Source organism: Nonomuraea antimicrobica (genome assembly GCF_039536965.1).
In the GTDB taxonomy this organism is placed as follows: Bacteria; Actinomycetota; Actinomycetes; order Streptosporangiales; family Streptosporangiaceae; genus Nonomuraea; species Nonomuraea antimicrobica.
This window is the reverse complement of sequence record NZ_BAAAZP010000238.1, coordinates 128250-150114: the sequence shown is the minus strand read 5'-3', so window position 1 is coordinate 150114 and position 21865 is coordinate 128250. Positions and strand designations below refer to the sequence as shown.

Here is a 21865-nt window from a genome sequence, read left to right as displayed (position 1 = left end):
AGGCTGTTCGACACCCCCGAGGCCGCCTGCGCGGCGACCCTGCCCGCCCTGGAACCCCTCGGCCTGATCACGCTCGACTCCCCGCCCTCCGCGATCGCCGACGCCATCCGAGCCCACCCGTACGGCACCCTCGTCGGCCCGATCGATGGCGCCCGGGGCCGGCACGTGGCAACAGCAAGACCGGAGACCGCCGCCCCACAGCGCCACACCACACTGCAAAACGCCGAAACCACACCCGGGACCAAGCCACTCGGATCCGCCCCCTCCGGGGCCGCGACATCCGGGACCACCGCATTCGGGACCACCGGCACCGTCGCCGCACTCCGGCCCGACACACTCGTTCTGGAAGACACTGTGCAACCGCCTCACCACACAGCCGTAGCGGGCAGCAGCCCCGGCCTTCACCACCATCCCCTCCTCCTTGAGGCCGCCCGGCGGAAGGCATTCGCGCGGTGCCTCGATGACATGCGTGCCAAGAAGGTAAGACTCGTCCCCGCCCTGGAGCACCCTGGCGACCCCCGCCAGCCCGACAACCACCACAAACACTGATGAACTGCGTACTTGCCATTGATATCGGAGGAACCAAGCTCGCCGCCGCGCTGGTGGACGAGGAGGGTTCCATCCTGCGTTCCGCTACCCGGCCCACACCGCGTACGGAGGTCATGTCGGCCCTCGCCGCCCTGATAGCCGAGGTCACGGAGGGCGGCCCCGCACCGGAGGCCGTCGGCATCGGCTGCGCGGGCCCGCTCGACCTGGCCTCGGGGACCGTAAGCCCCGTGAACATGCCCAGTTGGCGCGGGTTCCCCCTGCGTGACGAGGTGCAGCAGCTGACCGGGCTCCCGACCGTGCTCGCGGGCGACGCGCAGTGCTTCGCGCTCGGTGAGCACTGGCTCGGGGCCGGACGCGGCTGCGCGTCGCTGCTGGGGATCGTGGTGTCGACCGGGATCGGCGGCGGCCTGGTCATCAACGGCGCCCCGCTCCTGGGCCCCACCGGCAACGCCGGACATGTCGGACACATGAGCATCGACCCGTACGGCGAACGCTGCGAGTGCGGCGGCCGAGGATGCGTCGAACGCTACGCCAGCGGCCCGAACATGGTCCGCTGGGCACTGGAGAACGGCTGGTCCCCCACCGCCGACACGGCAGGCCAGGATGCCGCCCCCCGCACCGAGCCGGCCCCTCACGCCGAACCGACCGTTCAGACTGAGCAGCCCGTCCGAGCCAACGACGCACTTCACACCGAAGGACCCCTCCGTGGCGGAGCAAACAGCCCGGGTGGGAGCGATCACGTGGACCAGGGCAGGAGCAACCAGGGTGAGCAGGGCGGAGTCGATCACGGAGACCAGGGCGGAGTCGATCACGGAGACCAGAGTGGTGGCGGTCACGGGGAGCAAGGTGCGGGCGGTCACGGGGACAAAGAGCCCGGTGGTGAAGGCCCTGGTGACCGGGTAATCGGCGATCGGGAAATCGGCGATGGTGAGGCGGAAGGCGGCGGAACGGGCCTTCGCGCGGTAGGAAGCGTTCCCGGCTCGGCGGCCGTGACTGGCGGGGAGCGAGCGGATGCCCGGGCGCTGGCGCGGGACGCCGCCGCCGGACATCCGATCGCGGTGGCCGCCTTCGACAGAGGCACCAGGGCGCTGGCTGGCATGATCGCCTCCACGGCCGCCGGCGTCGAGCTCACGACCGTGGTCATCGGTGGTGGCGTGTCGGCGGCGGGCGAAGTGCTGTTCGGTCCGCTGGAACGGGCGCTCGACGACGTGGCCGGGCTCGCGTTCGTCCGGGCGGTTCAGGTCAAGCAGAGCACGCTCGGAGTACGCGCCGGGCTGGCAGGAGCGGCGAACTTGGCCTGGCAGGCACTTCGGCCAGCGACTTGATCCCCGACGCCGGGTGCCAGGGGAGACCCGGCCCGGCGGGTCAGGGGACCGTGCCCGGCGGCACCGGGAGCAGGAGGCATTGCCGCTGGGCGTGCATGATGTGCTGGTAGTGGGCGTGGTCACGGGCGCTGTAGAGCACCTCGAGATCGATGATGGTGCAGGTCGCCACCGCCCGGGCCGCGTACAGCGGCTGGAGGGCCTTGGCGATCACGTCGTCGACGCGGATGCGCGCCAGCGCGCTCCTGTCGAGGAGATACATCAGTCCTGTCGTCGCCACGCCTGCTTCGATTGCCGTACGCATGCAATAAGCACCTCCGTACCTCCGGGATATACGAGATGTGTGACCTTGGATGCGCGCTCACCACAAGTTGACGCGGCCTTGAAAGTGGCGCCTCGCAGAAGTTATGGCCTGGGTGCGGACACGTGACGGGCGAGATCGCCGCGTAGTGGAGAAGAATTCCGCCCGGGGGCGAAAGGATTCATCCCAGCCGGGGTCCACGGCAAAATTCGGGGCAGGCGGAGTTGCGGGCAAGCGAAAGGCCCCGTACTGCGCGTACGTCCGCGCGGCACGGGGCCTCCTGCCCGACCGGGAAAAGCGGTCAGCGAGCCTGCATGATCTCGCGCATGAGCCGCGCGGTCTCGGAGGGGGTCTTGCCGACGCGTACGCCGACCTTCTCCAGGGCCTCCTTCTTGGCCTGCGCGGTGCCGGCCGAGCCGGACACGATGGCGCCCGCGTGGCCCATCGTCTTGCCCTCGGGCGCGGTGAAGCCCGCCACGTAGGCCACGACCGGCTTGGTGACGTTCTGCTCGATGTAGGCCGCGGCCCGCTCTTCGGCGTCGCCGCCGATCTCACCGATCATCACGATCGCGTCGGTGCCGGGGTCCTCCTGGAACGCCTGCAGCGCGTCGATGTGCGTGGTGCCGATGACGGGGTCGCCGCCGATGCCCACGGCGGTCGAGAAGCCGAAGTCACGCAGCTCGTACATGAGCTGGTAGGTGAGCGTGCCGGACTTGGAGACCAGGCCGATGCGGCCGGCGGTGGTGATGTCGGCGGGGATGATGCCGGCGTTGGAGGCGCCGGGGGAGGCGATGCCGGGGCAGTTGGGGCCGATGATGCGGGTCTTGTTGCCCTTGTCCACCGCGTACGCCCAGAACGCGGTGGAGTCGTGCACCGGCACGCCCTCGGTGATCACCACCACGAGCGGGATCTCGGCGTCGATGGCCTCGATGACCGCGTCCTTGGTGAACGCCGGCGGCACGAACACCACCGACACGTCGGCGCCGGTCTGCTCGATGGCCTCCTTGACCGTGCCGAACACGGGCAGGCCCTCGTGCGTGGTGCCGGCCTTGCGGGCGTTCACGCCGCCGACGACGCGGGCGCCGGAGGCGAGCATGCGGCGGGTGTGCTTGGTGCCCTCACCGCCGGTCATGCCCTGAACGATGATCTTGCTGTTTTCCGTCAACCAGATGGCCATGGGTCACGCACCTACCGCAGCGAGCTCGGCGGCGCGCTTGGCCGCTTCGTCCATCGTGTCTACCAGCTCGACCCGCGGGAGCGCGGCGTCGGCCAGGATCTGCCGCCCGAGCAGGGCGTTGTTGCCGTCGAGGCGGACCACCAGCGGGTGGGTCACGGCCTCGCCACGGCTCTCCAGCAGCTTGAACGCCGAGACGATGCCGTTGGCGACGGCGTCGCAGGCGGTGATGCCGCCGAAGACGTTCACGAAGATCGACTTGACACTGGGGTCGGAGAGGATGATCTCCAGGCCCGCGGCCATGACCTCGGCCGACGCGCCGCCGCCGATGTCGAGGAAGTTGGCGGGGGACGGCTTGCCGGGGAACGCCTCGCCGGCGTAGGCCACCACGTCGAGGGTGGACATGACCAGGCCAGCGCCGTTGCCGATGATGCCGACGTCGCCGTCGAGCTTGACGTAGTTGAGGTCCTTCTCCTTGGCCTTGGCCTCGAGCGGGTCCTCGCTGGCCTTGTCGGCCAGCGCCTCGTGGTCGGTCTGGCGGAAACCGGCGTTCTCGTCGAGGGTGACCTTGCCGTCGAGGGCCTTCACCTGGCCGTCGGCCGACAGGATCATGGGGTTGACCTCGACGAGCGTGGCGTCCTCGTCGACGAAGCAGCACCAGAGCTTCTCGATCAGCTCGGCGGCGCCGTCGAGCGCCTTCTCCGGCAGGCCGCCGGCCACCGCGATCTCGCGGGCCTTGGCGCGGTCGATGCCGGCCAGCGCCGAGACCGGTACCTTGGCGACCTTCTCCGGCGAGGTGTGGGCGACCTCTTCGATGTCCATACCGCCCGCGGCGGAACAGATCGCGAGGAAGGTACGGTTCGCGCGGTCGAGCAGGAAGGAGAAGTAGTACTCCTCCGCGATCGCGCTGGCCTCTTCCACGAGCACCTTGTGGACCGTGTGGCCCTTGATGTCCATGCCGAGGATGGCCTCGGCCTTGGCGACGGCGTCCGCGGCGTCGTCGGCCACCTTCACGCCCCCGGCCTTGCCCCGGCCGCCGGTCTTGACCTGGGCCTTGACGACAACGCGGCCGGTCAGCTCCTGAGCCGCCGACCGCACCTCCTCCACGGTGTGGGCGACGATGCCGCGTGGCACCGGGATGCCGTAGTCAGCGAAGAGCTCCTTCGCCTGATGTTCGAACAGGTCCACGAGGGTCCGTCCTTGCTTGTCCGACTGATGTTCGACGGCCCGGGCATCTGCGCTGATGGTCGCGGTCCGCATCGCCGTTCGGTGGCTCCGTTCGTCGCTCTCTCACGGCGAGCTCCTACGCTCAGGGACGCGTGCCAGGGCGTTTCCGCCAGTGAAGCCTAGCCCGAAGCTTGACCTGCCCAGGTCATCGGGTCACGGTTCTCCCGCGGTGTGACGGTGATCTCACTTCTTCAGGACGGCTTCTGCACGGAAATTGCACGGATTAGCCCGCATAAGACCCAACACTCGATATATCCTCGTGATCTTCAAATGGCAGGCTTGCCCTCCGTTCTTGCTGAAATGCCGAAGGAAACCCTTATGAAGCGAATTCTCGCGGGCCTGGCGCTGGCGTCGTCCGCCGCGCTCATGACCGCCGCGCCCGCGCAGGCGGCTCCCGTCGATCCGGTGAAGGCGCTGAAGAAGCAGTACGTCACCGGGCACGGGGTTCGGGTCTCGGAGAGCGCCAAGACGGTGGTCGACGGCAAGAGCAGCGCGACTATGACGACGAACGGGGCCTTCGGATTCGGCGGGTCGCGAGTCGTCGCGGCGGACCTGCGTACCGAGGCGAAGGGCGGTACGGGGCTGGAGCCGTCGCGGTTGATCACGGTGGGCAAGCACAGCTACGCCCAGGGCGGACTGTTCAGCGTAGACCTGCCCGAAGGCAAGAAGTGGGTGCGCTACCCCTATGACGGCGGCCCGCTCCTCACCAGCCAGCCGCTCAACGTCCTCGACCCCAAGGTGCTGAAGACGCTCGTCTCCAAGGCCAAGAGTTTCAAGGGCGGAACGTACCAAGGCGCCATCAGCTTCGGCGACCTCAGCAAGTTCTACGGCGAGAAGATTTCCGGGAAGATCGCCAAGGTCAAGATCAACTACTCTCTCGACGTGAACTCCAAGGGCCTGGTCGACAGGATCCGCAGCCAGTACACGATGGACTTCGGTGTGCTCGGATCCACCACCGCCACGGTGAACACCCGGTTCACGGGCTGGGGGGCCAAGACCACGGTCAAGGCTCCCCCCGCCGACGCGGTGGTCGACATCAGCGAGTTCGGGGCCGACACGCAGGTGCCGCAGGAGATCCCGAACGGCTCGCTGAACTCGCTCGGCGGGACCCAGTAGGTTCCCGGGTCCGCCGAGCCGCTCCACGGGGCCGCATGTCGGCTTCGACGTGCCAGGGAAACAGCAGTATTTCCCCCTCAACAACAAAGGAAGAATCCGTATGAAGCGAATCCTCACGGGCGTGGCGTTAGCCACGACCGCCGCTCTGGTGACCGCCACGCCCGCGATGGCCGCCGCGCCGAAGGACCCGGCGGTCGCCGTCAAGAAGCAGCTCAAGCCCGGCAAGGGCGTGAAGTTCAGCGAGCGCACCACGATCATCGACGGGACGACGCGCGACATCTTCGTCCGTCGTAGCGGCACCCTGCAGTTCAGCAAGTCGGGGATCGCCGCCTCCGACAGCACCGGCAGGTTCAACATCTCCCTGAGCCAGCTCGGCGAGCTGCCCGAGGGCGAGACCGGTGAGATGATCAAGGCGCTGGCCAGGGAAGAGCGCACGATCAGGATCGGCACCACGTCGTACCTGTCGGGCGGCATGTGGGAGGGCTTCCTCGCGGAGGGCCAGACCTGGTTCAAGGCCCCCAAGGGTCCGACCGGCGGCCTCACCGGCATGTTCGGGCAGCCGCTGAACCTGGCCGAGCCCGCCACGATCAAGACCCTGCTCAAGGGCGCCAAGACCACCGCGAGCGGCTACGCGGGCACGACCAAGGTCGGCGACATCTGGAAGGCCTCCCCCTGGCTGCGTTCCACCTGGCTGAGCGAGCCCACCGCGAAGGCGAAGAAGGGCTCGATCTCGTGGAAGATCACGGTGAACTCGGCGGGCCTGCCGACGCGGCTGGTCACGACGTTCCCCGGCTCCGCCATCGGCGGTGACGGCAGCCTCAGCGTGGACACGCGCTACACCAACTGGGGCACCTCCGTGTCGATCAAGGCGCCGACGAACGAGGTCGCCGACGAGTTCAAGGACGGCGGCGACGACATCTCCAAGCTGCCCATCCCGCTGGGCAGCCTGGCCGGCTGACCAGGCCCTCTCCGGGCACTTCGGCCGCTCCGGCGTGTTTCGGCCGGAACGGCCGCTTCGACCCTCTCTCGTCGCTCCGGCGGGAGAGGGTCTCCCCGGCCGACGGATCAGCCGGGACGGCAGCGGCCATGGTTGTGGGCGTGTGGGGCGTGGGTGTGGGTGTGGGCGGTCAGGAGAGCCGGGAGTCGCGCAGGCTCGCCCATTCGAGCGAGTGCCTGATCCCGTCTTCGACCGAGTGCCGTGCCTGCCAGCCGAGCAGGCGGCGGGCCCGGTCGCTGCGCGTGTAGGCCCCGGCCACGTCACCGGGGCGGGCGGGGGCCTCGACGACCTCGACGGTACGCTCGACGACCCGGTTGAACGCCTCGACCAGCTCGCGGACCGTGGTGCCCGCGCCGGTGCCGAGATTGATGACGTCGGTCCCCAGCTCGTCGAACCGTTCCAGGGCCGCCACGTGGGCGGTGGCCAGGTCCCATACGTGGACGTAGTCGCGGATGCCGGTGCCGTCGGGGGTCGCGTAGCCGGTGCCGGTGATCTGGAACGGGACGCCTTCCTCGTACGACTCGATCATCTTGCCCAGGGCGTGGCTGGGGCGGCGCAGTTGCAGGCCCGTACGCATCCGGGGGTCGGAGCCGATCGGGTTGAAGTACCGCAGGGACAGGATCCTGATCGGCCGTCCGGCGGCGATGTCGGCGAACATGCCCTCGCAGACCGCCTTCGTCCGCGCGTAGGGGCTCTGGGGGTCGAGCGGCGACTCCTCGGTCACCGTGTGGTCGTCACCGGTGCGGTAGATGGACGCGGAGGAGCTGAAGATCATCCGGGTGCAGCCGTTGCGCAGCAGGTGGTCGACGAACTCCAGGCTCTTGGTGACGTTCGCGCGGTAGTAGCCGATGGGATCGGACACCGAGTCGGGGACCACGATGAGCGCCGCGCAGTGGATGACGGCCTCGATATCCGGATATTCCGCGAATATCTTGTCAATCAGTGGCCCGTCACTGATATCCCCCTCATAGAACACCCGCCCCTCGGCGAACTCCCGCCGCCCTGTCACGAGACTGTCGAGAATCACGGGGGCGATGCCGGCGTCGAGGCAGGCCGACGCGATCGTGCTCCCGATATAACCCGCCCCGCCGGTAATCAAAACACGCATCCCCGCACCCTAACCATCGGCGGACCACGGCGTGAGCGGGCCTGTGGATAACTCCGCGTTCCTGTGTCCGATTTGAGGGTGGATCGCCCGGTACGGTCACTCGCGACTTGTGGAAGCGGGAGCCGATTTGGTCCGCGCTTGCTTTCGGGCTCTGGCCGGGCCGGCCGTGGCGTGCGACATTTCCAGCTATGGGCAGGGACGTTCCGGCGCTCGCGTTCCATGGGGACGACCGCCGTGGACGCCGGCGGCGAGGCACCATCCACCGGTGGCGCCGGCCGGTGTACGCGGCCGTGGACGGGGTACCGCATGTGCGCGTGGAGAACCGAGTCCTGCCCGCCGGGCCGTCCGTGGCCGACGTCGTGGCCCGGCGGGCTCGACACGCGCCTCTGCCGGCCGGGGCTCGGCGAGGCGGTGGCGGCCGAGCCGATCTCGCGGCGGCCGCTGCCCGTGACCCTCGGCCCCATCGATCGCCTGCACACCGACGAACCCGTTCACCCTTGGGATGCGTGAAGCCCGTGACCCGTGCTCTGATCATCGTCGCACTCGTCGTGTTCGCCGCCGCGTGCGGTGCCGCCCCGCCGCGCTCCATGGACAGGGAGGGGACCGACACGTTCGAGGGCGACGTGCGTACGGCCCGTACGCTGGCCGAAGCGTTCTGGGCGCAGCAGTTCCAGCAGCTCGGCCGGGTCTACCGGCCCATCGAGGACTTCATCCCCTACTCGGGGAACGCGGGGCCGAGTTGCGGCGAGCAGCCCGCCGTCCCGAACAACGCCTTCTACTGCCCCATCGGCCACTTCATCGCCTATGACCAGGAGTGGATGGAGTCGTTGTGGACCCAGATGGGGGACGGCTCGGTCTATGTCATCGTCCCGCATGAGTTCGGGCACGCGGTGCAGGCGCAGCTCCAGACCGGCTTCGACCTGAACGTCCAGATGGAGCTCCAGGCCGACTGCTACGCGGGGGCCACCCTGTCGGCCCTGGTGAACTCGGGCGCGCTGCTGGCCGAGGAGGGAGACGAGGGCGAGCTGTTCCTGAGCCTGGCGGCCGCGGGCGACCCGACGGACGACTGGCTCAACCCGGCCGCCCACGGGACGGCGGAGCAGCGGCAGTCGTCGTTCGTGACCGGTTACCGGGGCGGGGTGGGGGGCTGCTGAGGACGTACGAACCGGCCACCGATCGGACCCCGGGATGTAGTCACAGGTCAACCCGGAGGAGGATGTAGGCGATCACGTCCACGCTCTACCTTTGAACCATGCCATTGGAGGAGATCGGCTGGCTCCGCAGGGGGGCGTGCAGGTCCAGCGACCCTGACCTCTTCTTCCCCCTCGCCCCCACACCCTTGCAGGAGGCCCGCGCCAAGGCGGTCTGCGCCACCTGCCAGGTCATGGAGGAGTGCCGCGCCTACGCCTTACGAGCCGGAGAGTCGGAGGGCATCTGGGGCGGCCTCACCCCGGAGGAACGCCGCCGCACCCGCTTCCCGGAGGGCTGGCGCCGCCCCGCCGCCTCCTGATCCGGCCAACGCTTGCGGCGGCCTCCGGGGCAGGGCCGCACCCAGGTGACACGGGCACCGGGGCGCGGCGAGCGCTGGGGCTGCGGCGGGCACCCGTGTTGCAGTGGGCGCCCGCGGTGCGGCGGGTGCCGGAATGCGGGCATGGGGATCGCGGTGGGTGCCCGCGGTGCGGTGGGTGCCCTGTTGCGGTGGGTGCCCGTGTTGCGGCGGGTGCCGGAGTGCGGGCATGGGGATCGCGGTGGGCGCCCGTGGTGCGGTGGGTGCCCGGGTGCGGCGGGTGGCCGGGGTGCGGTGGGGTGTAGGAGTGTGGGGATCGGGCGGGCGACTGGGGCCGGCGGGACGTAGCCTGCAAGGGTGCTGTTGCGCTCGATCGCCGTACTCACCGCCGCCAACGTCATGAACAACAAGATCGCCCCTCGCCTCGGCCCGCTGACCTCGACCATCGCGACGGCCGCCCTCGTCGCGATGGCGCGCAGGTCAGGGCTGTCGTGGCAGGAGATCGGTTTCGAGCACGGCCGTCGCGGCGCCATCGCGGGTGGCGCCTTGGCGGCGGCCGTGGCCGCCGTCTACACGGTCGGCATCGCCTCACCCCGCACCAGGCCGCTCTTCCACGACGAGCGCGCCCTGTCGCTCTCGCGTGCCCGCGTCGTCGAGGAGGCTCTTCTCCAGGTCCCTCTGGGGACGGTGCTGCTGGAGGAGGTGGGTTTCCGGGGCGCCCTGTACGGCATGGTGCGGCAGCGTCGCGGCACGGTCGCCGCCACCGCCGTCTCCTCCACGCTGTTCGGCCTCTGGCACATCCTCCCGTCCATCGACATGGCCCGCGCCAACCCCGCCCTCGGCGCGCTGACGGCGGGCGAGTCGCCCGGGCACCTGGACACCGCCCGGGTGGTGGCGGGCAGCGTCGTGTCCACGGCGGCGGCGGGTGTGCTCTTCTGCGAGCTACGCCGCCGTCGCGGCCTGCTCACCCCCGCGATGCTGCACCTGGCCACCAACTCTTTCGGCTACCTCTTCGCCCGGCTCGCCGCCAGGAAGAAGCCCGACTGACAAGCCCCCAGACCGTGCGAAACTCTCGACGAGGACGGCCTCCCCACGTCCCCGGCCCCTTCGGCGTCCCGGCCCCGAATTGTGGCCCTTCGGCTCGTCGGAGGGCGGGATGGCGTCAGGATTGGGGCGGACAGCAGCACAAAGTGGGCCGAGGGCGGCGCGTCAACCAAGCGTTGGTCGGGAAACCTTGAGAAAATCGCCTACTGTGACGGCGATTCTCGACCAGTTGCGTACTGCCCCCCGGTCGGTGCTCGGCAAGCTCCCGGGGGTCTCCGGCGACGAAGACGAGGCCCGGCGGCCGCTGCCGGTGTCGGGAATGCTGGCCGCCGCCGCCACACTCGGCGTCGGCCTGGCCGCCCTTACCACGCTCACCCTGGTCGGCTGGATCGCCGCCCCGCGCGGCACTCTGGGCTCCGGGCTGCCGGGCGTCTTCCGTACGGCGGCGCAGCTCTGGCTGGCCGCCCACCACGCCGGGTTCGCGATTCCCGGCGGACGCGTCGGGCTGCTGCCGCTCGGGCTGATGATCCTGCCCGCCATGCTGCTCTACCGCGCGGGGCGGTGGATGGCCCGCGACGCCGACCTGCGGTTGCGGCTGCCCGCCCGGCTGCCGAAGAACAGCCCGAAGGAGCAGGCCGGGGCCCGGCGGCGGGCCCAACTCGTTCTGGTGGTGCAGGCCGGGGTGTCGCTGGCGGCCCCGTACGCGCTGCTGGCCGGTCTGATCGCGCTCGTGACAGGCAACGAGATCACCCAGCCGTTCATCGGCGAGGCGCTGCTCAGCCACTTCGTCCTGGCCTTCCTGGCCGGTTCGCTGGCCACGGCCCGCATGATCGGCCCTTGGCGGGTGATGCTGCGGCTGCTGCCCGAACGCGTCCGCGCCATGACCGTCGGCACCACGGTCGCCACGGCGGTGCTGCTGGTGTCCGGGCTCGTCCTGGTGCTGCTCGCGGTCGCTCTGAACTTCGGTCAGGTCAAGGACCTGTCGGACGTCCTGGCGCCCGGGTTCGTCGGCGGCCTGCTGCTGGCGCTGCTCCAACTGCTCTACCTGCTGAACGCCGTCATCTGGGCCTTCTCCTACATCGCCGGCCCGGGGTTCGCCATCGGCGCCGACACCCTCGTGGCGCCCACGGGCGTGCAACTCGGCACCGTGCCGAGCCTGCCACTGCTGGGGGCGCTGCCGGAGAGCGGGCCGGTGCCCGCGTGGATGATGGCGGTGATCGCGGTGCCGTTCGCAGCGGGGGCCGTGGCGGGCGTGATGGTCGCCCGCATCTCGCCCTCGCCGTCGTACGAGGCCGCGCCGCTGTGGGGGTTCCTCACCGGGGTCACGACCGGGCTCGTGGCCGGGCTGCTCGCGGCGCTGTCCGGGGGCCCCATCGGCGGCGGACGGCTGGCCGCGGTCGGGCCCTCGCCGTGGGAGGTGGCGCTGTCGGTGGCGCTGGAGGTCGGCGTGGCCTCGGGCATCTCGGCGGGCGTGACCAACCTGCTGCTGCTCAACAAGCGCGCACGGGCGCCGCTGGACAAGGCGGCGGCCCCCGTACGCAAGGCGGGGGCGGCGCTGGCCAAGGCGGCGAGCAGGGTGGGGCTCGCGGAGTCCGACCCGCGCCCGCTGCCCGGACACTGGATGGACGCCACGGAGGCCGACACCCAGGAGATCCCGGTCATCAGGGACGACTGGCAGGACGAACACGCCTCCGCGGAGGCGGAGACCCTCGCCCAGGCCCGCCCTCGCCGCCCGGAACCGGACGCCGCGGACCGGCCGGTCCGCAAGGACATCGTGGACGAGTCGGACGACCGCGGCGGCAAGGTCATCTACGTCGACCCGTACGCGTGGGACCGCGACTGATCGCAAGTGCCCCTGTCGAAACAGGGGCCGAAGTGGGGTGGCGGAGCGGCAGTCGCTCGCTCCGCCGCCGTCGCCGGGTGGTCGGAGCCGGGAGGGTTACGGCTGCATCGCGCCGAGCATGTCGAGGACGTCGGCCGGGAGCTTGCGCTGTGCCGCGTCGCGGAACTGGGTGAAGCACTCGCCCTGCGCCGACACCGTCCCCGCGCCCTTCATGCACTCCTGGTAGGCCGAGTATTCGTCCATCAGGTAGAGCTGCATCGCCGTGGCCAGGGCCGACAGGAGCAGCGCGAACGAGGACACCGTGATGCCGCCCATCGCCACGCCGGTCGGCCTGCCCTCCCCCTTGAGCAGCGGCAGCGCCCGGAAACCGGCCACCAGCGCGAACAGCGCCATGACCAGGCCGGCCAACGGCAACATGAACGTCATGGCCAGCGCTGCGATGGACAACCAGATCGCTCGGCGGCCCGCTGAGTCTGCGGGCGGCTGGCCTGCCGGCGCCTTCACCGGTGTCGACACCTGACCTCCTCTGCGTCGCCGGGCGATGAACAGATACCCTGTGACCCCCACCCTGTTTCCTCATTGGAGTGTGCGTGTCTAAGGCTGGGCGGCTCGTCGTCCTCGTCTCCGGCTCTGGAACCAACCTACAGGCCCTGCTGGACGCTTCCGCCGACCCGTCGTACGGGGCACGTGTGGTCGCGGTCGGCGCCGACAGGGATGGGATCGAAGGGCTGGTCAGGGCGGCGAGCGCGGATGTCCCGACTTTTGTAGAAAAATTGGGCGATTACCCGACGCGAGGCGAATGGGATGCCGCTGTCGCGGCTCGCATCGCAGCGTACGAACCCGATCTGGTCGTGTCCGCGGGCTTCATGAAAATTTTGGGTACGCCGACCCTCGACGCCTTTCCCGTCCTGAACACCCATCCGGCGCTGCTGCCGTCGTTCCCCGGCGCGCACGGCGTACGCGACGCGCTCGCCCACGGGGTCAAGGTGACCGGCTGCACGGTGATGCTGGCCGACGAGGGCGTCGACACCGGGCCGATCGTGGCCCAGGAGGCGGTGCCCGTGCTTCCGGACGACGACGAGGCGGTCCTGCACGAGCGCATCAAGACGGTCGAACGACGGTTGCTCGTCGAGATCGTCGGCCTGATGGCTCGCGAGGGCTGGACGGTCAGCGGACGCATGGTCCGCATCGGCAACCACACAGGAGGGGAATCCACGTGACTCGCATCGCCATCCGGCGCGCGCTGATCGCTGTTTACGACAAGTCCGGGCTCGAAGAGCTGGCCAGAGCCCTCGACGGTGCCGGGGTGGAGATCGTCTCGACCGGCGGCACGGCGGCCGCGATCTCCTCCTTCGGCATTCCGGTGACGAAGGTGGAGCAGCTCACCGGGTTCCCCGAGTGCCTGGACGGGCGGGTCAAGACCCTGCACCCGCGCGTGCACGCCGGGCTGCTGGCCGACGTCACCAAGCCCCACCACCTGGCCCAGCTCGACGAGCTGGAGATCGACCCGTTCCAGCTCGTCGTGGTGAACCTCTATCCGTTCCAGGAGACGGTGGCCTCGGGGGCGTCCGACGAGGAGTGCGTGGAGCAGATCGACATCGGCGGCCCCGCCATGATCAGGGGCGCCGCCAAGAACCACAACACCTGCGCGGTCGTGGTCGACCCCGCCTTCTACGGCGACGTGCTCAACGCGCTGTCCGAGGACGGCTTCACGCTCACCGAGCGGCGGCGGCTGGCGGGCATCGCGTACGCGCACACGGCCTCGTACGACGTGGCCGTGGCCAACTGGTTCGCGGGCACGTACGGAGCGGAGGGTGAGTTCCCCGAGTTCGCCGGGTCGGCGTACCAGCGCAGGGCCACCCTGCGTTACGGCGAGAACCCGCACCAGCGCGCGGCACTCTACGCGGGCGGCACGGCCGGGACCGGCGGCCTGGCCGACGCCGAGCAGTTGCACGGCAAGGAGATGTCGTACAACAACTACCTCGACGCCGACGCCGCCTGGCGGGCCGTCTGGGACTTCTCCGAGCCCTGCGTGGCCATCATCAAGCACCAGAACCCGTGCGGCATCGCCGTCGGCCCCGACGTGGCCGACGCGCACCGCAAGGCGAACGCGTGCGACCCGGTGTCGGCGTACGGAGGTGTGATCGCGGTCAACCGCGCGGTCACGGAGGAGCTGGCCCGGCAGATCGCCGACGTGTTCACCGAGGTCGTGATCGCGCCCGCGTACGACGCCGGGGCCCTGGAGGTGCTGCGCGGGAAGAAGAGCCTGCGCCTGCTGGTCTGCCCGGAGGGGCCCTCGTCGCCCACCGAGTTCCGCAAGATCGACGGCGGCCTGCTCGTCCAGACCGTGGACCGCGTGGACGCGCCCGGCGACGCGGCGGCGCGGTGGGAGCTGAAGACCGGTGCGCCCGCCTCGCCGGAGCTGCTGGCGGACCTGGAGTTCGCCTGGCGCGCGTGCCGCTCGGTCAAGTCGAACGCGATCCTCCTGGCCAGCGGCGGTGCGACCGTGGGCGTGGGCATGGGGCAGGTCAACCGGGTCGACTCCTGCCGGCTCGCGGTGACCAGGGCTGGTGAGCGGGTGACCGGGTCGGTGGCGGCCTCCGACGCGTTCTTCCCGTTCGCCGACGGGCTCGAGGTGCTGGCCGAGGCCGGCGTACGGGCGATCGTGGAGCCTGGCGGGTCGATCAGGGACGAACAGGTCATCGAGGCGGCCCAGAAGGCGGGCATCACCCTCTACTTCACCGGCACCCGCCACTTCTTCCACTGAGCCGCCGCACGCGTCATCGCGACTGACCCGCCGCCCGCATCGTCGCGACTGACCCGCCGCGTCCGCATCGTCGCGACGCCTGACACGCCGCCCCGCCCCGCCACCTGCGCGGGGCGGGGCGGGGCGGGGCGCGGCGGTCACCGCTCGATCTTGATCACCTTTCTCAACGTGCGCAGGGACAGCTCCAGCGCCGCGTGTTTCGAGGCGTGCTGCCCGCGTGTGTGCTGCCACGCGGAGTAGAGCAGCGACCACATCACCTCCGTCAGCCACGCCGCCGGTTGCCCCGCGTCGATGGTGCCCTCTTCGCGGCCGCGCTCGATGAGCCGCAGCAGCGCCCGGTCGCTCTCGGTTTCGTCGTCCCAGCCGGTCCAGTCGGTCATCTGCGGGTTCTCAAAGGCGAACAGCAGCACGTCTTCGAGCTCGAAGTACTCCTGGCAGACCCGTTCCAGCGCCTCGTCGGCGGGCCCCTCGTCGAGCCGCGCGCGTACGGTCGCCACCTCGATCCGCTCCAGCAGGTGGGTGCCGATGGCGCTCAGCAGGTCGGAGCGCTCGGGGAAGTACCGGTGGATCGTGGTGCGCCCGACCCCCGCCGCGGCCGCGATGTCGGCCATGGACGCGGCGGCGTTCTTCGAGAGCGCGGAGAGTGCCGCGTCGAGGATGGCGCGTCTGGTCCGCGCCCGCGCGCCGTTGGGGGCGACTGAGTCCATGCAGCTACGGTAGCGCGGATTCCATCTCGGAACACGTTTGACATTTTCGGAACATCACTGTTCCACTGGGGTCATGAGTGTTCCAGAAAGGTATCCAAGGCTCCAGATCTTGTGGTCGTTCGCCCGACCGCACCTCCGCACCTTGATCCTCGGGCTGGTCCTCGGGCTGGCGGGCTCCGGGCTCGGCCTGGCCTCGCCCATGATCACCAAGTGGGTGCTCGACTCGCTCGGCACCGGCGGGTCGCTGGCAGGTCCCGTGCTGGCGCTGCTGGGCCTGCTCGTGTTCGGCGCGGTGATCTCGCGCTGGCAGTGGACCACGCTGGGCGCGCTCGGCGAGCGCGTCGTGCTGGACGCCCGCGAGTCGATGGTGCGCCGCTTCCTGCGGGCCACCGTTCCCGCCGTGACCAGGCGTCCGCCGGGCGAACTCGTCACCCGCGTGACCTCCGACACCGTGTTGCTGCGCGAGGCCGCCACGTCCAGCGCCATCGGATTGATCAACGGGGCCGTCATGCTCGTCGGCACCCTGGTCCTGATGAGCGTGCTCGACCTCGTGCTGCTGGCCGTGACCGTCGCGGCGGTGCTGGTGGTGATCGTCCTGTTCGCGCTGCTCATGCCCGCGATCGCCAAGGCGCAGGCGCGGGCGCAGGAGGAGGTGGGGCTGCTCGGCGGCGTCCTGGAGGGCGCGCTGCGGGCCGTCAGGACCGTGAAGGTGAGCCGCGCCGAGGACCGCCAGGCCGACCGGGTCCTCGCGCACGCCAGGACCTCGGCCGAGCACGGCGTACGGGCGGTCCGCGCGGAGGCGACCGCCTGGACCATCGCCTGGTCTGGCATCCAGCTCGCGATCATCCTGATCCTCGGTGTCGGGGCCTGGCGGGTGGGCGCCGGGCACCTGGAGGTGTCGAGTCTGATCGCGTTCCTGCTGTACGCGTTCGGGCTCATGGAGCCCATCACGGAGCTGAGCCAGAACTTCACCTCCCTGCAGTCCGGCATCGCCGCCGCCGAACGCATCCGCGAGGTCGACGCCATGGAGACCGAGCCCACAGGTCCCCGTTCGGCAGAAGACTCGTTCCCCGCTCGCCGAGCCGGGACCGCCGTCACGGTGAGCGGAACGGCGCAGGCGGGACCTGCCTCGCGTTCCGTACCGGGGACGGGAGACGCGCCGGGGCCCGACCGCACCCGGGAACTGCCGCCGCTGCTGGAGTTCCGCGACGTCACGGCCGCCTACGGACCGGCCGCCGAGCCCGCCGTACGCGGCATCGACCTGGCGATTCCCCGCCGAGGCCACGTGGCCGTCGTCGGCCCGTCCGGGGCGGGCAAGACCACGTTGCTCTCGCTCGTCCTGGGCTTCCTGGAGCCGCGGCAGGGGGCGCTGTTCCTCGACGGCCGGTCGTACGCGGAGTACAGCCGGGACGAGATCAGGGCGCGACTGGCGTACGTCGAGCAGGACGCCCCCATCGTGCCGGGCACGATCCGCGACAACCTGGTGTTCTCCCACCCCGACGCGACCGAGGAGATGCTGGCCGGCGTGCTGCACGAGGTCCGCCTCGCCGACAAGATCGGCGTCCTGGACGACGGCCTGGACACGCCGCTGTCGTCCACCCAGATCTCCGGCGGCGAACGTCAGCGCATCGCCCTGGCCCGCGCGCTCCTGCGCACGCCCGACCTCCTGCTGCTGGACGAGGCCACGGCCCAACTGGACGGCCTCACGGAGGCGGCCATCCACGACTGCATCCGCACCCGCGCCGCCGGAGGAGCCGTGGTCACGATCGCGCACCGCCTCTCCACGGTGATCGACGCCGACACGATCATCGTCATGGAGCGGGGCCGCATCCGGGCCCAGGGCGACCACGAGGAGCTCATGGACACCGACACCCTCTACCGGGAACTCGTTGCCGCCCTCCGCATCTCCTCCCAAGCCCCCGCAACCAGCCCTTGAACGTGTCCCGGGCACCTCAGGTGGGCGACATCGCCAAAATTGTCGCTTTTATCCCATTCGGTGGCGACCGTGCATCGGGTGCGGCTAGCCTGAACTCCTCCCCGACCCCCGTCCCCTGGAGTCTCCTATGGCACTCGACGCGATCCTGCAGGCATTCGTCACCATGAACGGCTTCGCGGGCAACCCGTTCGTCCTGCTGGTCCTCGCACTCGTCGGCGCCTACCTCGGGAGCCGTGTCGTGGAGCTCATCCCCTACACCCGCCGCATCATCGAACGCCGCCAGGCCCAGCCGACCGAACGCGACTGAGCTCGGCACGCCGTACTTAGCGGGCCCGCTCCTTTGCCACGAACTCGCGTACGGCGGGGGCCACTTCCTCCCCGAACCGCCTGATCTGCCCCGCGTCCATCGTCATCAGCGTGAACGCACTGGTCCCGTGGGCCAGCGCGATCTCGGCCAGTTGCTCGGCGGGCAGTTCCTGGCCCAGGTTGAGCAGCCGCCTGATGTCGGCGGGCTTGCGTCCGGCACGTTCGGCCGCCTCGTCGATGACGGCGTTGCCGCGATCGAGCCCGTCAGGCCCGCCCAGGCGAGGGAGCGAGGGCAGCCAGCCGTCCGCGGTACGGCCGATCAGTTCCAGCATCCGTGGCTTGTATCCGCCCACCCAGATGCCGATGTCGTGGGCGGGGCGCGGTCCCCGTTCCATGCCGGTGGCCCGGTAGTGCTCGCCCTCGAAGCGCACCTCACCCGGCGGGTCCCACACCGCCCGGATGATCGCGATGGCCTCCTCCAGCGCGGCGACCGCCGCTCCCGGGGCGCGGCGGGGCCCGCCCATGGCCGCGATCGCGTCCCAGAACCCGCCGGCCCCCAGCGCCAGCTCCAACCGCCCGCCACTGAGCAGGTCGAGGCTGGCCGCGCTCTGCGCCAGCATGGCCGGTGGCCGCAGCGGGAGCGGGTGCACGTTGCCCGCTAGCCGGATCGTGCTCGTTCGCGCGGCCACGTAGCTGAGCAGCGTCCAGGTGTCGAGGAACGCCGGCTGGTAGGGGTGATCCTGGAAGGTGACCAGGTCGAGGCCGGCCTGCTCGGCGAGCCCGGCCAGCGCCACCACGGTGTCCGGGTGCTCGCTCGACGGGATGAGGTTGGCGCTGAACAGCAGGTCGTGTCCGTAGTCAGTCATGGATGTCCATCCCCCAGCTCACCACCCGGGTCGGGTGGATGACGATCGTGTCGCCCTCGGTCATCGCGTGGCCGCGGATCTCGACGCCGCGTGGCCGCCACGGCGGCAGCACGTCGTCGATCACCAGCGCCGCGACCCCGGACGCGGCCACGTCGCGGAACTTCTTCGACGTGGCGTTGTTGCGCCCGTTGATGTGGATGGTCTCGGCGTCCGGGCCGAATGACCAGCCCACGGGCACGACATGTGGCAGGCCGTCCGGGCCGATCGTGGCCAGCCGGGCCAGCTTGCGTGCCAGTGGCCGCTCGCCGGTCAGGTAGTCAAGCTCGTGCTTGCTGAACACGCTCATGTTCCCTCCCACGTGCGTGCCGTACCGCGAAGGGGGCCGCCGCGACGCCGAGCACGCTGGTCGCCGTGGCCAGCCAGAACAGTGTGGTGAAGGCCGAGTCGGTGTAACCGGTGCTCAGTACGGCGGCGGCCAGGCCGCTGCCCACGACGCCGCCGACCGTGCGAGCGATGTTGTTGAGCCCGTTGGCCACGCCGGTCCTGGTGAGCGGGACCAGGTCGCCGATCAGCTTCGGCAGCGAGGCCATGACCAGGCCGGATCCGGCGCCCACCACAGTGTAGAAGACCAGGTGCTGCCACATCGAGGCGTGGGCCAGGGCGAGCAGCGCGGAACCCACGACGGCCACCGCGAACCCGAGTACCGCCGGCCAGCGCGGGCCGAACCGCTCGGCCAGCCTGCCCACCGCCGTACCCGTCGGCAGCAGGACGAGTGCGCCCGGCAGCATCAGCAGGCCGGACACGGTGACCGTGGCGCCGAAGCCGATCCCGCCCGCCCCCGGATCGAGCTGCGCGTACGCGGGCAGGGCCAGGTAGAAGAAGTACGACGCGGCGCCGAAGAGGAACGCCAGAGCGTGCGTGGCCAGCATCGGCCGGTCGGCCAGCTCGGCCACGTCGATCAACGCGTCGTCCCGGCGCCGCTCGACCAGCAGCAGGACGACGAAGAAGGCCACCGCGGCCGCCCCGAGCGCGACCGCGGTCCAACCCCGGCCCTGGGTGAGCGCCAGCAGCAGGGCGACCAGCCCGGCGCCGAGCAGGACGGCACCGGGGAAGTCGAGCCGGCCCTTCGCGGTGTGCGTGCTCGCCGGTACGAAGCGGGCCACCAGCCCCAGGCTGACCAGGGTGAGCAGCGCGCCGACCCCGAACAGCCAGCGCCACGACAGGTAGTCGGCGAGCAGCCCGCCGACCACCAGACCGGCGCCGGCGCCCGCGCCGACGATCCCGGAGATCAGCCCGAACGCGAACGCCATGCGCTCGCGCGGCATCGTCTCCCGCAGGATGGCCATGGACAGCGGCACCAGCGCGAGCGCCGCGCCCTGCACGACCCTGGCCGCGATCAGTTGCCCGATGTCCTGCGCGGCCAGGGCCCCGGCCATGCCGACGAGATACGTGATCAGCACGGCGAGCAGCACGCGCCGCTTGCCGTACAGGTCGCCCATCCGGCCGAGCAGCGGGGTGAGCACGGCGCTGGACAACAGGAACCCGCTGATGATCCACGAGGCCCAGCCCGGCGTGGTGGCCAGCTCGCGCTGCAGCAGGCCGACCGCGGGGACGACCATCGTCTGCATCAGCGCATAGCTGAAGACCGAGGCGACCAGGGCGAACAAGGTCGCGTTGGCACTCTTCACTGGCCTTCCTTAATTCGTTGGACGGATAGTTCGTAGCGCGAATGACTGTAGTTCGTAGTGCAAACTATCGTCAACTAGACTGCGAGGATGGAAGACACCAAGCTGGCCACCGCGCTGGTACGGCTGGCCCACCTGGTGACCCGGGTCTACGCCGAGGTCAGCAAGGAGTTCGAGCTGACTCCGCAGCAGATCCAGCTCCTGTGCATGCTGCTGGGCGGCTCGACGGGCATGACGGAGATGAGCAGGGCGCTGGGGCTGGAGAAGTCCAGCATGACCGGGCTCGTCGACCGGGCCGAACGGCGCGGCGTGGTGGTCCGGGTCCGTGATCAGCGTGACCGGCGTGCCTGCGGCATCGAGCTGACCGAGCAGGGCAGGGAGATCGCCCATGACGCGCACCGCAAGGTCACCGCACGGGTCGAGGGACTGATCGGGGAGATCGATCCGGGTGATCGCGAGCGCCTGGAATCCGTACTGGTGGGCATCGTCCGCGCCCCGCACGTCGGCCGCGATCTGCCGCAGGTGGCGCTGTGACCCCGCCCCGACCTGGCCCGCCCGTCCCCGGCCTGGCCTCGCTGCGGCCCGCTCTAGTTACGAGGCCCCGCTCTAGTTACGACGCCGACGCCGCACCGCGCTGGTGCTCCTGCGGTGTTTTCCGGTCGCCGCACCGGTCACGGTCAGAGGGCTCAGCCCGTGGGGACGACCTGGAAGGCTTCCGCGTAGCGGTCTTCGCCGAACCCGGCCTCCTTCGCCCACGCGGCGAAGCGGCTCCTGACGAAGTCGGCGAAGCCCTCGACGTGGGAGACCTGGCTCACGTGTGACCGCAGGGCCGCGAGCTTGCGGTCGATGGTCTCGGTGATGTCCACCCAGTGGTCGGGGGTGGCGCCGCCGTTCAGCCACACCTCACGTACGGTCCACGCCTCCAGCCCCTCCTCCTCGATCAGCTCCGGGAACGCGTACGGATTGCGCGCGTCCGGATACACCGCGTCGAGGGTCGCGCCGCCCACTGCGCGGTGGTCGGGGTGGCTGGGGGCGATGGACCGGTAGTTGCGGTCGGGGTGATGGGTGATGACGAGGTCGGGCCTGACCTGGCGGATCACTCGGGCGATGGCCTTCCTTAGCTCCAGGGAGGGCACCACCCGGCCGTCGGGCCGACCGAGGAAGCGTACGTCGCTCACGCCCACCGCCTTGGCGGCGGCCAGTTGCTCGGACCTGCGCAGCTCCGCCATGCCGGAATTGTCCAGGGTGCGCTCGTTGCCGCCCGCGTCACCGTCCGTGACCAGCAGGTACGTGACCTCCACGCCCCGGTCCACGAACAACGCCACGGTCCCCGCCGAGGCGAAGTCGGCGTCATCGGGATGGGCGGTCACGACGAGCACCCTGTTGATCTCGCTCTCCGGCAGCATGACT

Annotated in this window: 23 protein-coding genes; 13 read left to right on the top strand and 10 right to left on the bottom strand. The window is 70.4% G+C overall.

The features are described from left to right. Positions 1-548 precede the first annotated feature (548 nt). Entirely contained in the window at positions 549-1874 is a 1326-nt protein-coding gene (locus ABD844_RS50680; protein ID WP_344896645.1) for an ROK family protein, read from the top strand. Between the two features lie 40 nt (positions 1875-1914). Here the strand turns inward: ABD844_RS50680 and ABD844_RS50675 are convergent, their stop codons facing one another. From ABD844_RS50675 to sucC, 3 genes are all read right to left on the bottom strand, one after another. Then, positions 1915-2175: a PIN domain-containing protein gene (locus ABD844_RS50675; protein WP_344896642.1), complete on the bottom strand. Its 261-nt coding sequence runs from the start codon at positions 2173-2175 to the stop codon at positions 1915-1917. A gap of 298 nt (positions 2176-2473) precedes the next feature. Further along, positions 2474-3349 (bottom strand): succinate--CoA ligase subunit alpha, encoded by an 876-nt coding sequence (gene sucD / locus ABD844_RS50670; RefSeq protein ID WP_344896639.1) that lies wholly within the window; start codon positions 3347-3349, stop codon positions 2474-2476. A gap of 3 nt (positions 3350-3352) precedes the next feature. Further along, positions 3353-4534, bottom strand: a complete 1182-nt coding sequence (gene sucC / locus ABD844_RS50665; RefSeq protein ID WP_344896636.1) for an ADP-forming succinate--CoA ligase subunit beta — start codon at positions 4532-4534, stop codon at positions 3353-3355. Between the two features lie 357 nt (positions 4535-4891). Here sucC and ABD844_RS50660 point away from each other — a divergent pair, with 357 nt between their 5' ends. Both ABD844_RS50660 and ABD844_RS50655 read left to right on the top strand, forming a co-directional pair. Further along, positions 4892-5689 carry a hypothetical protein gene (locus ABD844_RS50660; protein WP_344896633.1) on the top strand — a complete coding sequence of 266 codons (798 nt, stop codon included), beginning with the start codon at positions 4892-4894 and terminating at the stop codon, positions 5687-5689. 100 nt (positions 5690-5789) lie between these two features. After that, positions 5790-6647 carry a hypothetical protein gene (locus tag ABD844_RS50655; RefSeq protein WP_344896630.1) on the top strand — a complete coding sequence of 286 codons (858 nt, stop codon included), beginning with the start codon at positions 5790-5792 and terminating at the stop codon, positions 6645-6647. Between the two features lie 169 nt (positions 6648-6816). Here the strand turns inward: ABD844_RS50655 and galE are convergent, their stop codons facing one another. Next, positions 6817-7794 carry a UDP-glucose 4-epimerase GalE gene (galE, locus tag ABD844_RS50650; RefSeq protein WP_344896627.1) on the bottom strand — a complete coding sequence of 326 codons (978 nt, stop codon included), beginning with the start codon at positions 7792-7794 and terminating at the stop codon, positions 6817-6819. Positions 7795-8100: 306 nt separating this feature from the next. Between galE and ABD844_RS50645 the strand changes: the two genes are divergently transcribed. The 5 genes from ABD844_RS50645 to ABD844_RS50625 all read left to right on the top strand — a co-directional run bounded on the left by ABD844_RS50645 (position 8101) and on the right by ABD844_RS50625 (position 12188). After that, on the top strand, positions 8101-8304 hold the full coding sequence (locus ABD844_RS50645; protein WP_344896624.1) for a hypothetical protein: 204 nt from the start codon (positions 8101-8103) through the stop codon (positions 8302-8304). Further along, positions 8301-8948, top strand: a complete 648-nt coding sequence (locus tag ABD844_RS50640; protein WP_344896621.1) for a neutral zinc metallopeptidase — start codon at positions 8301-8303, stop codon at positions 8946-8948. The genes ABD844_RS50645 and ABD844_RS50640 overlap by 4 nt, the downstream gene beginning before the upstream one ends. A gap of 98 nt (positions 8949-9046) precedes the next feature. After that, positions 9047-9304 carry a WhiB family transcriptional regulator gene (locus tag ABD844_RS50635; RefSeq protein ID WP_344896618.1) on the top strand — a complete coding sequence of 86 codons (258 nt, stop codon included), beginning with the start codon at positions 9047-9049 and terminating at the stop codon, positions 9302-9304. Between the two features lie 354 nt (positions 9305-9658). Continuing rightward, entirely contained in the window at positions 9659-10348 is a 690-nt protein-coding gene (locus ABD844_RS50630) for a CPBP family intramembrane glutamic endopeptidase (RefSeq protein ID WP_344896615.1), read from the top strand. A gap of 205 nt (positions 10349-10553) precedes the next feature. Then, complete coding sequence (locus ABD844_RS50625) at positions 10554-12188, top strand: cell division protein PerM (protein WP_344896612.1); 1635 nt, start codon at positions 10554-10556, stop codon at positions 12186-12188. 96 nt (positions 12189-12284) lie between these two features. Here ABD844_RS50625 and ABD844_RS50620 read toward each other — a convergent pair whose 3' ends face one another. Continuing rightward, positions 12285-12635 (bottom strand): hypothetical protein, encoded by a 351-nt coding sequence (locus ABD844_RS50620; RefSeq protein WP_344896609.1) that lies wholly within the window; start codon positions 12633-12635, stop codon positions 12285-12287. Positions 12636-12778: 143 nt separating this feature from the next. Between ABD844_RS50620 and purN the strand changes: the two genes are divergently transcribed. Together purN and purH are read left to right on the top strand one after the other, a co-directional pair. Next, complete coding sequence (gene purN, locus ABD844_RS50615; protein ID WP_344896606.1) at positions 12779-13408, top strand: phosphoribosylglycinamide formyltransferase; 630 nt, start codon at positions 12779-12781, stop codon at positions 13406-13408. Further along, on the top strand, positions 13405-14955 hold the full coding sequence (gene purH, locus ABD844_RS50610) for a bifunctional phosphoribosylaminoimidazolecarboxamide formyltransferase/IMP cyclohydrolase (protein WP_344896603.1): 1551 nt from the start codon (positions 13405-13407) through the stop codon (positions 14953-14955). Before purN ends, purH begins: the two co-directional genes overlap by 4 nt. A gap of 137 nt (positions 14956-15092) precedes the next feature. On the opposite strand, the gene ABD844_RS50605 is transcribed toward purH, so the two are convergent. Further along, complete coding sequence (locus ABD844_RS50605; protein ID WP_344896600.1) at positions 15093-15662, bottom strand: TetR/AcrR family transcriptional regulator; 570 nt, start codon at positions 15660-15662, stop codon at positions 15093-15095. 73 nt (positions 15663-15735) lie between these two features. On the opposite strand from ABD844_RS50605, the gene ABD844_RS50600 reads away from it, so the two are divergent. After that, a complete protein-coding gene (locus ABD844_RS50600; RefSeq protein WP_344896597.1) occupies positions 15736-17598 on the top strand; it encodes an ABC transporter ATP-binding protein in 1863 nt (620 codons plus the stop codon). Positions 17599-17725: 127 nt separating this feature from the next. After that, the gene (locus tag ABD844_RS50595; RefSeq protein WP_344896592.1) at positions 17726-17905 is read left to right on the top strand and encodes a hypothetical protein; all 180 of its coding nucleotides are present in this window, start codon (positions 17726-17728) and stop codon (positions 17903-17905) included. A 16-nt stretch (positions 17906-17921) separates the two neighbouring features. Here ABD844_RS50595 and ABD844_RS50590 read toward each other — a convergent pair whose 3' ends face one another. From ABD844_RS50590 to ABD844_RS50580, 3 genes are read right to left on the bottom strand one after another with little or no spacing between them, the layout of a single operon-like run. Next, on the bottom strand, positions 17922-18770 hold the full coding sequence (locus tag ABD844_RS50590; protein ID WP_344896589.1) for an LLM class flavin-dependent oxidoreductase: 849 nt from the start codon (positions 18768-18770) through the stop codon (positions 17922-17924). Continuing rightward, complete coding sequence (locus tag ABD844_RS50585; protein WP_344896587.1) at positions 18763-19116, bottom strand: PPOX class F420-dependent oxidoreductase; 354 nt, start codon at positions 19114-19116, stop codon at positions 18763-18765. Before ABD844_RS50585 ends, ABD844_RS50590 begins: the two co-directional genes overlap by 8 nt. Beyond that, positions 19088-20458, bottom strand: coding sequence for an MFS transporter (locus ABD844_RS50580; protein WP_344896584.1), 1371 nt, complete (start codon positions 20456-20458; stop codon positions 19088-19090). Before ABD844_RS50580 ends, ABD844_RS50585 begins: the two co-directional genes overlap by 29 nt. Positions 20459-20545: 87 nt before the next feature. Here ABD844_RS50580 and ABD844_RS50575 point away from each other — a divergent pair, with 87 nt between their 5' ends. After that, the gene (locus ABD844_RS50575) at positions 20546-20989 is read left to right on the top strand and encodes a MarR family winged helix-turn-helix transcriptional regulator (RefSeq protein WP_344896581.1); all 444 of its coding nucleotides are present in this window, start codon (positions 20546-20548) and stop codon (positions 20987-20989) included. A gap of 152 nt (positions 20990-21141) precedes the next feature. Here ABD844_RS50575 and ABD844_RS50570 read toward each other — a convergent pair whose 3' ends face one another. After that, complete coding sequence (locus ABD844_RS50570) at positions 21142-21861, bottom strand: PIG-L deacetylase family protein (protein WP_344896578.1); 720 nt, start codon at positions 21859-21861, stop codon at positions 21142-21144. Between the last annotated feature and the right edge of the window lie 4 nt (positions 21862-21865).